Raw genomic sequence first — 12,830 nt, forward strand, 5'->3', positions numbered from 1 at the left:
AGCGTTGCGGGCGTCGAGGTATTCCTGAGCGCTCATGTCAGGAAATCCCTTCTGCTCGACTGGATCCGCGCGAGCTCGGTCGGGTCGAGCAGCTGCGCTTTCAGCTCGGCTTTCGTCACGCGGCCGTGCTCATCCCACCATGCCCGGAGTTCTTCGCTGGCGTGTTTGCGGGCCTGCGCCTCGGGCATCGACCACAGTCTCCGCGGATCGGTGCCGGCTTTCTCGCCCGCCTTGGACAGCATGTAGCCGTTGGTGTCGTTCTCGGCCTGCAGCCACGCCCGATACGCCTCGTCCTTGTGCCACGCGCTAATCTGAGCGTCGAGGCTCTTGCCCTGGTAGCCCCAGCTGTTGAGGGTGGAGGTCGCGTTGTAGCGGCGCTGCCGCTCGACTGGCACGCCGTACGCCTGCTCGATCGCTTCCTCGTCGTCGACGCCCTGCGCGAGCAGCTGCTCGTAGGTCGAGTCCGCGGTACGGTTCTTCGTCTCCCGGGCTGCGGCGCGGCGTTCCCGCTCGACCTGCGCGCGGATGGTGCGGCGGTCGATCTCGGCGGCGAGAGCGTCGAATTCGTCGTCGACGATTCCGGCCTCGGCCTTGGCGAACATGCGCGCCTCAAGGTCCGCGGTCGACTGACCGGCGAACGGTGAGGTCTTGCGCGCCTTCCGTTTCGGCGCGGCCTCGCCGACGTTCGGCGTCTCGACCGGTGCGGCCTCGACGGTGGGCGCGGGTTCGGCGGCAGCGGGTTTCGGGGTCGGCTTCGGTGCCCGTGTCGGCTGTCCCTCGAAGATGTAGCCGTTCTTGCGCAGCAGCGACAGCACTTCGGCGCGGTCCTCGGCGATCTCGTAGATCGCTTCGGGCATCAGCCGCGGCGTGGTCGCGGCGTTGCGGCCACGGGCCCGGATCGCCTTGCCGGCTATGCCGCGCTTGGTCACGCCCTCGGTGGTGATCGCGAGCTCGCGGCCATAGACGCCGGCGACCTTCATGCCGCGCTCGGCGTTGACCACCTGCGAGATATCGGCGCCGTCGCGGATCGCCTCGGCGCTGGCCTTGCCGAATAGCTTGTCCTGCTGCGCGGCCGACAGGCTGTCGAAGTAGGCGCGCGGGTCGGTGGTCAGATCGTCGGCGACGTCCTCGGTGGCGGGGATGTTGCGGCAGTCGCAGCCGGGGTGGCGTTGAAACGAGGCCTTCTTGTACCAGCGGCCGGCCAGCACCGCGCAGCGCGGGCAGCACGGCACGTTGATCAGCCGCACATAGCCGACGTGGGGGCGGGCAGTGATCGCGAGCCCGGTCGCGACCCGGGCCGCGTCGGCGACCTGAGTCTGCGTGTACTGCAGCAGTGTCTTGCTCGCCTTCTCCCACGCCAGCGACGGCGAATAGCCCTGCCCTACATCGTGTTTGGCGTGCACGATCGCCCCGTACAGCAACCCCTCGAGGTCGCGGCCGTCGGAGGCGATACCGATCAGGCGTGAGGTGTCGATACCGACATCCGGGTCGACCGGGGTGCCGAGCTGGCCGAGCACACGCCCGACGTAGTCGTCGGCGCCGTCGACCGCTTTCGCTTGTCCCGCGGTGATCGTCGCGACGAGCCGGTCGGCGTTGGCGGCGAACCACTCGTCGAATTCCGCCGGCGGTTGGCGGCCCCAGATGTCGCGCGCCGCCTTGAGGACCTTCGCAGTGATGTCGCGCTGTTCGGAGTAGTACTCAGCCGACGCCGGTGGCAGCAGCGGTGGCATCGCCCGCACCGTTCGTGTTCAGGTCACGGGCCAGCCGGGCGACCGGATCGGCCTCGGCCTCGGCGGCGAAGTAGCCGCGCTCGCGGGCCTTGCGCGGCTCGTCCCAGCCCATCTCGTCCCACGCGCCCTCACGCGATAGCACCGGGTTGCCGCCGGTCTTCTTCGTGATGGCGTCGGCTTCCTCGGCGGCGGTCGGAGTCGCGGGGTTGCGCCAGTCGACCGCGATCGGCAGACCGGCAGCCGGCCATTCGCCCGTGCGGAATCGCTCGTACAGCGCCATCGTCCAACCGAGCGCGGTGCCGATCTCGGTGTTGGACTCCTCGACGTTGGACACGATGCGGGACTCGTCCGCCCGGATCGCGCCCTCAGCGGCGGGGTTGGCAGTGTTCTGCCCGAAGAATCGGAACGGGAGGCCGGTTACCGAGCTGGCGAGTTCGGCGTACATCTTCACGGTGTTGTGGAATCCGCTGATGTCCGCGCCCGGCAGCTGCCCGATTTGCGCGTCCTTCGGCCCCTTCTGCGTCGCCCACAGGGCATCGAGGTAGCTCTGCCACGCCGGTTGTGGTTTGCCGTTCTTATCGACGAAATCGCCTTTGCTGAAACCGAGCGCATAGCGTTTCGGCATCGCGACGGTCTCGACGCCGTACTGCAGGTCGGTCAGTGTCCGCGCGCACGCGTCGGTGATCGGCATGACCGAGGCCATCTCGGTTTCGCCGTCCCAGTCGCCGGTCTCGCGATCGTTGAGCACGAGCACCACCGGCACGCGCCCGAGGCCGTGCTCGTCGACACCGTTGTCGGTGCCGACGACGTCGAGATCCCATGTGCCCTTGCTCATCGTGAGCTGGAGAGTCTTGCCGGGCAGCAGCAGCGTGCCGACTCGCTCTCGCATGTCCTCGTCGTAGTACTGGCGTAGCGCGGCTGCGATGCGCCGTTTGCGGGTGTCGACGAGAACCGTCATCTGCCGAGGAGATTCGACCCGGATCAGCGGATGCTCGGGATCGTCTTCGTTGGTGCCAACCGACAGCATCGCGCGCCCGTAGATCCGATTTTCCTTGCACAGGATCGGGATTTCGGAGAGCAGGTTGTTCGCGGTGAACCCTTCCTGCAGCGGCACGTCGGCCGGGCCCTTGCCGTCGCTGCCGGGCTGGTAGACGCTCTTGATCTTCTGCCGCCGCATGAGCTCTTTGATGTACATCTTCGGCCAGTTGATGACCAGCTCGAGAATGCGGAGCTCCTCGGGCACCGCGAGGCCGAGGTGCTTCAACCGCTGCGTGCCTCCGTAGTAGGCGCGGTGCATCTTGTCCTGGCGTGCCAGCCGATGGTGTTTCGCGTTGAGCCGGTTGACGATGTCGCGTTCGTCGTCGGTGAGCGTTCTGCGCAACTCGACCATGTAGGCGCTCACCTCCTGCAGTATCACCGCATCGAGTACATGCGGGTGTCGACGTCTTCCCAGCCCGCCTCGCGGGCATCCGATGCCGCTTCGTGGGCGAGGATGGACGCGATCGCGGTGTCGATCTTCTGGTGATCGGCGGGCTTGCCGAGCACGTATTTGTCGCCGGGCTTTGTTACCTTGCGGGCGTTGCCGATGTGCGTGGCCGCGATCGGGCACCCGTCGTGGGTGATTCGCCGAGTCGACAGGTCGGTTTCGAATCTCCGGATCGCGAAGTACATCGGGCTGATTCGGTTTGTCGCCCACTCCATGACGTGTTCTTCACCGTATGCGAGTGCCCAGTCGCCGATCTCGCTGCGCCAGTCGAGCGGGTCGGCGTACATCCTTGCGACGCGCCAGGTTTCGAACACTTCCGCGACAGCGGCGTGCACTTCGCCGCGCGGGATCCGTCCGCCCCAGTCGGCCGGATTCCAGATCGTCGGCCGCTTGTCCGGCCCGTATCTCGGGGTGAACTGGAATCCCTCGCGCGTTTCGGCCCGCAGCGCGGTCCAGTCGTTGTTCTCCGACCCGTCGAACCCGACACAGATTGCGGTGCCGGGCGGCGGGTTAGGAAGCCACAGCTTGGGCATATGCCGCGTCCCACAGTTCAGGCGGCAGCCATGTGCCAGCTCGGGCGACCAGCCTGTTGCCGAAGAACCGCTCGGCCTGCGCCGGATCGGTCTCGTTCAGCTCGGCGGCCTCGGCCTCGATCGAGTCGAGGTTCACCCACGGCGAGCCCTCGTAGACGTATTTCAGGATCCGGCGGCGGTCGCGTTTGTTCTTCCACGACAACGCTTTCGGCGGCTCCCGGTAGAACCGGAACACGTCTTTGGCGTTCGATTCGTAGGTACGTTGCGCGGTCGAGTTCTCGGCCGGATCCCACGCGTTCGTGGTCTCGAGGGTTCGCCCCCGCATGCCGGCCGCGCCGCGGCGCTGGGTCTCGGCGATGCCGACCATCTTGTTCTGTTTGGTGTACAGGCCGGTTTCGTCCTGCAGCACCCACGACACCGGGTTGCCGACTCGGCCGCGCGCCGAGCTGGTGACGGCGTCGATGCGGTCGAAATCCTCGCCGCCGGTGTCGCCGAATATGCGAATGAAGCCCTCGCGCACGGCCATCAGGTCGCCGAGCGGGCCGAGCCTGATCATCGCGGTCAGCGGCCGGTAGACGTTGCCGACCTGGTCTTCGTTGTTCGCGGTCAGCTGGATAACCGGCGACGGGTGACGCATGCCCATCGGCTCGCCCGGGAGATACGGGTATTCCCAGCCGCAGCCGCAACCCCAGTCCGAGCACGCGTACCCGTCGCCTTCCTCGGCCCAGCCGAGAAACTGCGATGGTCCGACCGCTTCGAGGCACGCCATCGATGCGCCCCACGGACCCTTACCCGTCTTCTGCGGGGCGACGACCTGCCCGCGTCGATACACGAACGCCTGGTTGAACAGCGGTTCGTCGGGCGCCGGCCAGTGGACGCCGGGCCGGATGGCGTAGTAGTTCGCCGAGCACCAGAATTGCCAGTCCGACCAACGGAATTCGGCGCCGCGGCGGTAGCCGTCAGGTTGGCGGCAGTGCTGTCGAATCCACGCCTCGCCGATATCGCCGAGGGTCGGGAAATCGACGACCCACCCTTCCTCAGCTGCCCCCACCGGACACCGGCCTCAACCGCCGCTGTGGCGGTGCCGAGGTGTCGCCCTGTGCGGGCTCGCGCTGGGTGCGGGCTGCCGCCACTTCGTCGACCGCGATCTCCCACCCGTTCTCACGCAGGCCGGCCGGGGTGAGCCCGATCTGATCGGCGAATCGGTGAGATGCGGCAGCGTCCGCGGCTGCGGCATTCGGCTGCTCGGCGCGCACCTTCCACCGCACGTACATGGCGATCGTCTCGTGGCGCCACGGTTCGCGGGCCCACTGCGCCGCCTGCGGGTACGTCCAGACCTTCGCCCACAGCTGCTTTTCGCGGGCCTTCGGCCGCGACAGCGGGAAGTCGGGCACAGGACCGGAGTAGCCCTCGGCCGGCAACTGGACGAACGCGAGTCCGCGGCGATCAGTGCGGCCCGAACGGGGATCCGGCTGCGGGCCACTGCGATTGCGGGCACCACCACGCGGCATCGGTCAACCTCCTCCCGGCAGCATCGCGCCGCCCGGACAAGACACATCCCGACCGGCCTCGCGCCGGGCAGGGGGTAACAGCCACATTCCAGACACCGACATTGATCGCAAGGCATCCGCGCCATCGCGGCGCGGGTCGACCAATCCAAGGGGTCTCAGTGACTTACAAACGATTCATCGACGCGGTGATCATCACCGTCGGTCTGCTGCTGTTCCTGATCAGCCTCACCGGCGGCGAGCCGATCGGCGTCGTGCTCGGCCTGTTCGTCGCCGTGCTCGGAATCGTCAGCCTCATCCCGAAGCAGCGGAATCGGACGCCGGATTCGGGCGACTGAAAACTTTTGAACCCTCCGCACCACCTAGCCACCTCAGACGGGGCGAAGCGCCGACGGGGGGTCAGGGGCACCCCCCTGGGGGTGCGGCACACGCCCTCTGACCTGCGGAAACGTGACGCCCGACCGGCCTCAAATGTCCGATTCGGGCGGTTCAGTGGTCGCGCTTTCGGCTGTTGCAGGACCGGCAGAGGACCTGCAGCGGGCCATCGGGTCGGCCGTTGGCGACCGCGGTGACGTGGTCGGCGGTGAGGTCGGCGCTCGGGTGGCCGGGCCGCTTCCAGCCGGGGCACCAGTCCCCATAGCGAGCGCGGTGCGCCCGAACCTTGGCGGCTCGACGCTGCTGCTCGGCATAGTCGCGGGTGGCCTTGGTCGGAGTGGTGCGGCGTAGGTGGCGGCCCCGCTGGGTCTCGTGCTCGGCGCATCGGGGGCCGGGTTGCAGCCGAGGGCACCCGGGCACCGAGCAGGGACTGAGACGGGCCCGGGCCATCAGCTCAGTCGGGGAACGAATGGATGATGCGAGCGCAGTGTGCGCAGCCCTTGAGGTCGCTGTCGCTCGGCAACGGACGAGCTGGCACGGCGTAGGCCGGGGCCATGCAGTAGGGCGCCAGCGTCCCGGCCGGGTGCTCTACGCGGGCAAGCGGATGCTGCGCGGAGACCGGTGCGCCCCAGTGCTTCCGCGTGCCCGATGCGGTTACGCATTGTGTGAACCGGTGCAGGTACTTGGTCGGCACCATGCCTACTCGGCCTGATCAGTGGTCTCTTCGAGAGCGTCAGCGAGGTCCGCGATCAGCTGCTCACGCGTCGACTTGTCCTCGATATCCGCGACCTGAAGGCGGGCGGCTTCGATCAGCTGGTTGATCTTGTCGGATGCCGAATCGCTGCGTTCCACCGTCGCATAGGTTTTGGCGAATATGCCGGGCTTGCATGGGTACCGTTCGCCTTCGACGCCGGTGATGACCCAGTCGCCAGGGCAGACGATGTGGCCGCCCTCAAGGGTGTCTATCCAGCCGTGCGTGTCCATGATCTGGCCGCAGTGCTCGCATGCCTTGTCGCCCGGCACTTCGGGGTGCCGGTAGCGGCCGACGACTGCGCCGTCCCAGTTCTGCTCGCGGCGGTACTCGGCGGTGAAGATGGTGCCGAAGGCGGGGATGTCGCCGACATAGTCGTCGGGGTGGTCGCCGTTCTTGAACCACTGGTGAGCTTCGACCTCGACAGGCTTCTTGCGTACTCGCATGTCTCAGCTCTCCACTAGCGGCGGCCAGGACCAGTGCCGATCGGTCGCGGTCTCGGCGAACGGCACTGCGATCGGTTCGTTGTGCGCATCGTTGAGCGGCGCGGGCGGATGGCCGGGCGGGCAGACGGTCAGGTATACGTCGCCCTCGTCGGTTACCGCGGTGATCAGCGCCGGGCACACGCCGACGTCGGGGTGCTGGAAGTGGACGATGCGCCCGACGCTGGGTGTCATCGGAGCGCGGCCTGAATGAGGTCGCCGATCATGCCGCCGATGTAGCTGCCGAGTGCGTGCCAGGGCAGCAGCTGAGCGCCAGCGGATAGGACGTTGAGCAGCATGGTTGTTTCCTCTCGGATTGTCACCGGGCCGGGATGGCGCGGTGAGGTCAGCGGCGCAGCAGGCGCGCGGTGTCCTTCGGGGCGCGCTCGCGGCAGTACCGGGCGAGAGCGTCGCGGTCGCGGTCGGCGACGTGGATTGGCGCGAACTGGATGCGCGGCCGGCGGGGCGGGTCGATGTGGTCGGCGAGGTTGCGCAGCCAGCAGGCGACGAGCCTGGTCACCACAGCCATACCCGCAGCACGGGCTCGGTGTAGACGGGGGCGACAGGGTGGCACAGCAGGGCGCGCACCAGGGAGACGAGATCCATTGCTGATACCTCGATTTCAGGGAAGGGTTGCAGCGCTGGACGCAGCGACACCACCCGGCTCGATGTCCCGGGCTTGCACGCTTGCTCTTTGGGTGCGCTTGCCGGGCCACAGATACCCGGTTTGACGTGGTCGCGCTGCAAGTTTGGGGATACAGCTACGCCCACCGCGACGGGGTCGGGATGGGCGTAGGTATGGGGGCCCGAGCGGGCCGCTGTGCTGCTGGTTTCCGATTTTGGGGTCGGGTCGTCAGCAGCGTTTCGTAGTGCCACCGTACATGATCAGCAACTTCTTGATCAGATGGGCACGCCACCGTCGCAGAAGTCGTCGACGCGCATGTACATGCGGTCGGTACCTTCGACGGTCTCGAATCCGTAGCCCTCGTAGAGGGATCGCAGCCTCGGCCGGTTGTCCATCGGGTCGATAACGACGTAGACGCCGCCGATTGTTCGCATGGCTTCGATGGCGAGGTAGATGGCGTCGCCGAATAGGTCCACGCTCCGGCCGGCGCCGCGGAGTGATTGGTCGAGGGCGATCTTGGCGATGAGGATTCCGTAGACCTCGCTGGCCCAGAACTGTTTCGGTTTCAGGCGCTTCCAGAGTGGTGCGCCCTCGGTCTCGCTAACGCGCGTAGGCGTGAGGGTGAAGTAGCCGATGACCATCTCGCCGCCCTGGTCGACCCATACATGAGTGGCAGAGATACCGAGTTCTTGATCTCGAAGGGCGTGATCGTCCAACCATGTGTCCATGGTCGGTTCGCCGCAATCGAAGAAATTGGTGATGTGATCCGCTGTCAACCGCTCGGATTGGTATTCGGTCACTTCTTGCGTGCTGCCGCCCGCTGGATGGCCGCACGGAGGTCTTTGCTCGGTACGGCGTTCGATTTGGCCATTCTGGCGAGTTGACCAGGCTTAACGGTGGTCACGTCGACCTTCCGGCGCCCGGCGCGCGCAGTAGAACTTCCCTGGCTGCCCATGGCGCCACGATACCGCAGGGCGTGGGTCGCGCTGCGGTGATCGGGGTTACGCCGTCGATTCTCTCGACGTGTCTCTGTGTCCGGGCGAGTCGCTTAGCCACCCATGCCGTATGGGTCCGTCTTGCCCTTGTGGTCGATACGGGCGAAACACTCCGGGCACATCTGTCCGCCCGGACCGACAGGCTTCTCCCGGCAGATCCCGCACAGCCGGGTCGGCGTTTCGGCGAGCTCGCCGCCGGCGACCTTCCAGGTTTCGCGCCGACCGTCGGGATGGTCGAGGGTGACGATCTGGCCGTTGAGACCTTTCAGTTCTGGGCGTTCGGCGAGCGTTTCGCGCTGGATCCAGTCGTTGGACCAGACGCCCCAGACGGGCGCGGCGGTGTCGGTCATGGTGTCGATTCTCCACCGCGGTGTAGGGCGGCGACGATGCGCTCGCCGAGGAAGGCAGACGGGTCGAACTCGAGGTCGTCGGGCGTCCACTCGCGCACTGTGTCGCCGAGGATGGTCACCCGGCGCGGCGGCAGCTGACGCATGTCGTACTCGAGGAGATCGGCCGGGGTGACCTCTGGATATCGGGGCGGTGACCCGTTGATCCACTCGCCCTTGATCCATGTGCCGTCGTCGCGCTTCCGGTTGATCCTCCATCGCACGATGCCGGCAGGGAGTTGCCGGGGCGTGAGCCCGACCACCATTCGCCGAATATGGTCGCCGGTCATGGCACCTGCTTCCAAATATCGTCGTCTCGGGCCCAGTTCGGCACAACGATCTCACAGGTATTTGGCCGGAATCGGGTTGGTCGCGCTAGGTGGATTGTGTGCAGCACCGTGCCGTCCTCGGTGCGGATTGTGACGATGTTCTGGAGGGGCGTGCGCCAGCGGAGTAGGTTTCTCAGGTTCATGCGGTGTGGGCCTCCGGTGCACGGAATCCGCTGGCGGCGCGCTGTTGCAGCACCCATGCCTCGATCGCGGCCTGTGCGTCGATCTGCCAGTCGTCTCGGCGCTGCGGCAGCGAGACCGCGAAGCCGTGGACGCGGTTGCCTTTGTAGCTGCCGCGGTCGGGGCGCTCGGGGATGCCGCCCGGCGCATCGACGTCGACTACCCACTTTTCGGTGCGCCGCCTCGCTCGGGGCCGGCCGAACGTCCGCAGTTGCAGCGTGGCCTTGACGGTGTAGGTGTCCTCAGGCATGCGGATCGCGAGTTCGGCGGTATCGGTGTCGGAGTAGTGGAACCGCGGCTCGCCGTACAGGTGGTCGAGCGGGTTCAGGTTGAACGACCGTGTGCGCCATTCGGCGAATTCGCCGCGAGTCCAGCTGCCGGGGTGTGTCCAGATGGCGAGCCAGAGTTTGCCGTCATGGATGCTGATTTTCATGTCGCGGCCCTCCCACTTGTGTTCGGCGCAGCGGCTGATTCGTGCGGCGAGTTTGCCGCGGGTACCGAGCCCCCAGTAGATGCCGCTGCCGAGAATGGTCAGATGCCCGTCGTACGGGGTTTCGGATCCCTCGTTGCCGATGTGGAAGCGCGCGGAGAATTCCGGCCGCGGCTTCTGGAGGATGGTCTCGACTTGAGCGGTGAGGTTGACAACATCGTTGGGGACATCGTCGCGGTAGAGAGTGAAGAACCGGCCTTTGTGGTGCCACACATTGGGTTTCGGGTCTTGGGCGGCGCGGTCGATGGTGAAGCGGTGGAGGTTCATGCTGCTGTGCCTTTCTGGTCGCGGCGGGCGATGTCGAGGACGTCGCCGAGTCGGTAGACGCGCGGGTCGCGCGGGTGGATGGGGTGGTCGGTGATGCGGGTGCCGTACTTCTTGTCGGTGTGGAGGTAGCCGCGGTATTCGATGAGGTTGTCGTGCGCCCACCGGTGCAGGGTGCGTTTCGCGACCGGGCTGCCGAATTGCGCTGTGATGCGCACGATTTCGAGGACGGTGAACAGTCGGTCGCGGACAGCGTCGAGGGCGCGCTGCATGACGGTGTCGACTTCCTGCTGTGTGTCGCATCCGCGGCAGCGCACGAACGCTGGTAGCCGGCCGTCGTCGTCAGGGTGTGCGAGCAGCTCGACACCGCACTCGGGGCACGGGCCGATCTGCCGCGGCTCGCGCGGCCGGTCGATGGTGGCGCGGATCTGTTTCAGCGCCTGGTGGATGTCGGAGGCGAGGTCGCCGGCGGTGTCGAATCGGCGGAGCTCGAGCGGGTGGCAGGCGAGCCATATCGCGGCCTGCTCGACCGCGGTGGCCGGTGAGGTGAGCGCGTCAGCGTTTCGGCGCGAGACGTGAATACGTTTGCGGGGCTTGTACGGCACAACGCCGTCGACGCGCATCACGGTGCCGGTTGTGTGGGTGTGGTCGCGGGCGGTGCCGCGGCCGGCAGGCTGCCACGCGGCGGAGGTTTCCGGCAGATAGGCGCGGGTGCGGCCGTTCGCGACCAGCTGCACCAGGCCGGGGGCGCCGATCGGGATGGCGACGCGGTGGTGCTTGGCCAGTAGCCGTGCCCATTCGCCGACCGCGGTGCTGAGTCGGGTCAGGGCGGTGTCGCCTTGGATTATGGGGTCGGCGGCGAACAGTCCGCCGAGCATGGTGCGGCCCTTGGTGGGCCGGATCGGTAGCGGTGTTTCGGCGGATCGGCCGCCGGTGCGTTCGCCGTTGAATTGGGCCTGCCCTGCCCGGGTGACCGTGAGCTCGGCGAGTAGCGCGGGCACGGTGAGCAGATCGGCGACGATGTCGGTGCCGCAGCGCTGGCACAGCGTCATGTTGTCGGGCACGGTGGCCTTGCAGCGGGCGCACCGAACATCGGCCTTCGTCATATCTGTCACTCCGTCCTCATCAGCTCCGCGACAGTTGCCGCGATCGCTTTCGCTCGACCAACCGATAGCCCGAAGTTATGGCCACGCATATGCCACGCCGCCCACTCCTCGGGACCGAGTTTCGGGGTGATCACCGGCGGATGCGAGTCCCACCGCGGGGCGAACGCCTCATCCCACAGCCGCTCCCGCGGCGCGAGGGGATCCGCTGGGAGGTCCCAGCTATCGGCAGGCCATGCGGGCGGCAGAAATGGGTTGGGGCACATTAGGTATTGCAGCCGGTCGTAATCGCTGAACCGGGCATCATTCGTTTCGAACATCGTTCCCCGCTTCGGATCGAGTGAATTCGGGCGCCCACGGGTCGCAGGTGACGAGGTGGCCCGGGTTGCTGTCGTCGGGCACCATGACGAGGTGATCGCCCGGCTCGCCGAGGTAGTCGCGGATCGCGCGGGCTCGCTCGGCGGGGAACCAATCGAGTGTCGCGCTCGGCGGCGACGGCTCAACAACGATGAGCGCGACCGGTTTTCCGTCGATCTCGGCGAATCCGAACGGGCCGCCCTGGCTGCAGCCGATCGTGTGCGGCGCGTCTTTCGCGATGTGGTAGTCGGTGATCCGCATATACATGTCGTCCCACACCACCCACGCGGGCTGCATGGGCCGGATCGCGAGCGCGTGGATTGCGCCGCTGTCGGTGGTGAGGATGCGACCGGCGCGGTACTGCCGGCCGCCTGCCCACCGCAGACCGATTTGCGGGGTCGCGCCGTTCACAGTGCACAGGTAGTCGAACTCGCCGGGCTGGCCGGTGGTCGACAGGTAGATGTCGCCGTTCTGGGTCACAGCATTCCCCGTTCGGTCCAGGACTGCATGTAGGTGTCGGTCAGCCACCGATCGAGCAGCGCGCGGTCGGGGCGGGCGGGTAGGTCGGCGGTGTCGGCGAGCGTGTTCAGCTGGTCGAGCAGTGCGTTTGCGCGGTCGAGCGCTTCGTCTTTCGTGTGCTCGCCGTTGCGGAGCTCGGTGAGCCATGTGCGGTCGGGTTCGGGCATCGGCAGCGTGATGCGGCCGGTGGTGAGCAGCTCGACGCCCTGCAGTCCGAGCCGGATCATGTGGTACGCGAACTTCGTGTCGAATCCGTACTGGTCGACGAGTTCGGGGCGGTTGGTGTGCTTCTTCGCTTTCAGCCCGAGCAGCTGATTGCGCTGCGATACCAGGTATCCGGCGAACCGGGCCGCTACCTGGCGCGACAGGAACCGTTCGGGGTGTGCTTGCAGGTCGGCGCCGATGTCGGTTCGCGTGACGATCTCGGCGTCGGGCACGAACAGCAGCAGCAGCACGGTCGGGTTGCCCTGCGCGGCGAGCCGCGCCCACTTCCGCAGTGAGTAGATGACGAGGTCGAGGTCGCCGGGCCCGGACCGCACGCCCTCGGGCTGGCTGCGCCACTGGAATTGTTCGAATTGGGCGTTGCCGATGACGTATTCGGGTGGCTCGATGCAGATGCCCATCTCGTCTCGGTCGTCGGCGCCGGTGGTGACGCCGTGCAGTCCGCTGCCGACTTGCGCGCGGAGCACGGTGCCGTCGGTGGCGATCTGCTCGAAT

At 67.1% G+C, this 12,830-nt stretch carries 17 protein-coding genes; 1 reads left to right on the top strand and 16 read right to left on the bottom strand.

Annotated elements, in window-relative coordinates; translation table 11 throughout:
• Nucleotides 1–32 precede the first annotated feature (32 nt).
• From IRT45_RS34870 to IRT45_RS34890, 5 genes are read right to left on the bottom strand one after another with little or no spacing between them, the layout of a single operon-like run.
• On the bottom strand, nucleotides 33–1,730 hold the full coding sequence (locus IRT45_RS34870; RefSeq protein ID WP_194810018.1) for a hypothetical protein: 1,698 nt from the start codon (nucleotides 1,728–1,730) through the stop codon (nucleotides 33–35).
• Nucleotides 1,699–3,132 (bottom strand): phage portal protein, encoded by a 1,434-nt coding sequence (locus tag IRT45_RS34875; RefSeq protein WP_309241290.1) that lies wholly within the window; start codon nucleotides 3,130–3,132, stop codon nucleotides 1,699–1,701. The genes IRT45_RS34870 and IRT45_RS34875 overlap by 32 nt, the downstream gene beginning before the upstream one ends.
• A gap of 11 nt (nucleotides 3,133–3,143) precedes the next feature.
• A complete protein-coding gene (locus tag IRT45_RS34880) occupies nucleotides 3,144–3,749 on the bottom strand; it encodes a terminase (RefSeq protein WP_194810019.1) in 606 nt (201 codons plus the stop codon).
• Complete coding sequence (locus IRT45_RS34885; RefSeq protein WP_309241291.1) at nucleotides 3,727–4,800, bottom strand: terminase; 1,074 nt, start codon at nucleotides 4,798–4,800, stop codon at nucleotides 3,727–3,729. The genes IRT45_RS34880 and IRT45_RS34885 overlap by 23 nt, the downstream gene beginning before the upstream one ends.
• Nucleotides 4,787–5,260, bottom strand: a complete 474-nt coding sequence (locus tag IRT45_RS34890; protein WP_194810020.1) for a hypothetical protein — start codon at nucleotides 5,258–5,260, stop codon at nucleotides 4,787–4,789. Before IRT45_RS34890 ends, IRT45_RS34885 begins: the two co-directional genes overlap by 14 nt.
• Nucleotides 5,261–5,418: 158 nt before the next feature.
• On the opposite strand from IRT45_RS34890, the gene IRT45_RS34895 reads away from it, so the two are divergent.
• Entirely contained in the window at nucleotides 5,419–5,595 is a 177-nt protein-coding gene (locus tag IRT45_RS34895) for a hypothetical protein (RefSeq protein WP_194810021.1), read from the top strand.
• Nucleotides 5,596–5,746: 151 nt separating this feature from the next.
• Here the strand turns inward: IRT45_RS34895 and IRT45_RS34900 are convergent, their stop codons facing one another.
• From IRT45_RS34900 to IRT45_RS34950, 11 genes are all read right to left on the bottom strand, one after another.
• The gene (locus tag IRT45_RS34900) at nucleotides 5,747–6,052 is read right to left on the bottom strand and encodes a hypothetical protein (protein WP_309241292.1); all 306 of its coding nucleotides are present in this window, start codon (nucleotides 6,050–6,052) and stop codon (nucleotides 5,747–5,749) included.
• 279 nt (nucleotides 6,053–6,331) lie between these two features.
• Entirely contained in the window at nucleotides 6,332–6,829 is a 498-nt protein-coding gene (locus IRT45_RS34905; RefSeq protein WP_194810023.1) for a hypothetical protein, read from the bottom strand.
• A 3-nt stretch (nucleotides 6,830–6,832) separates the two neighbouring features.
• Nucleotides 6,833–7,060 (bottom strand): hypothetical protein, encoded by a 228-nt coding sequence (locus tag IRT45_RS34910; protein ID WP_194810024.1) that lies wholly within the window; start codon nucleotides 7,058–7,060, stop codon nucleotides 6,833–6,835.
• A gap of 151 nt (nucleotides 7,061–7,211) precedes the next feature.
• Nucleotides 7,212–7,394, bottom strand: coding sequence for a hypothetical protein (locus IRT45_RS34915; RefSeq protein ID WP_194810025.1), 183 nt, complete (start codon nucleotides 7,392–7,394; stop codon nucleotides 7,212–7,214).
• Between the two features lie 371 nt (nucleotides 7,395–7,765).
• Nucleotides 7,766–8,206 (bottom strand): hypothetical protein, encoded by a 441-nt coding sequence (locus tag IRT45_RS34920; RefSeq protein WP_194810026.1) that lies wholly within the window; start codon nucleotides 8,204–8,206, stop codon nucleotides 7,766–7,768.
• A 332-nt stretch (nucleotides 8,207–8,538) separates the two neighbouring features.
• Nucleotides 8,539–8,835 (bottom strand): hypothetical protein, encoded by a 297-nt coding sequence (locus tag IRT45_RS34925; protein WP_194810027.1) that lies wholly within the window; start codon nucleotides 8,833–8,835, stop codon nucleotides 8,539–8,541.
• Nucleotides 8,832–9,161 (bottom strand): hypothetical protein, encoded by a 330-nt coding sequence (locus IRT45_RS34930; RefSeq protein ID WP_194810028.1) that lies wholly within the window; start codon nucleotides 9,159–9,161, stop codon nucleotides 8,832–8,834. Before IRT45_RS34930 ends, IRT45_RS34925 begins: the two co-directional genes overlap by 4 nt.
• Nucleotides 9,162–9,339: 178 nt before the next feature.
• A complete protein-coding gene (locus IRT45_RS34935; RefSeq protein ID WP_194810029.1) occupies nucleotides 9,340–10,137 on the bottom strand; it encodes a hypothetical protein in 798 nt (265 codons plus the stop codon).
• The gene (locus tag IRT45_RS34940; protein WP_194810030.1) at nucleotides 10,134–11,240 is read right to left on the bottom strand and encodes a hypothetical protein; all 1,107 of its coding nucleotides are present in this window, start codon (nucleotides 11,238–11,240) and stop codon (nucleotides 10,134–10,136) included. Before IRT45_RS34940 ends, IRT45_RS34935 begins: the two co-directional genes overlap by 4 nt.
• A 300-nt stretch (nucleotides 11,241–11,540) precedes the next feature.
• Nucleotides 11,541–12,074: a hypothetical protein gene (locus IRT45_RS34945; protein WP_194810031.1), complete on the bottom strand. Its 534-nt coding sequence runs from the start codon at nucleotides 12,072–12,074 to the stop codon at nucleotides 11,541–11,543.
• Nucleotides 12,071–12,830, bottom strand: a 760-nt coding sequence (locus tag IRT45_RS34950; protein ID WP_194810032.1) for a DNA polymerase beta superfamily protein, incomplete at its 5' end; no start/stop codon positions are given. The genes IRT45_RS34950 and IRT45_RS34945, both read right to left, overlap by 4 nt.

The organism is Nocardia sp. BSTN01, assembly GCF_015354405.1.
Lineage (GTDB): Bacteria > Actinomycetota > Actinomycetes > Mycobacteriales > Mycobacteriaceae > Nocardia.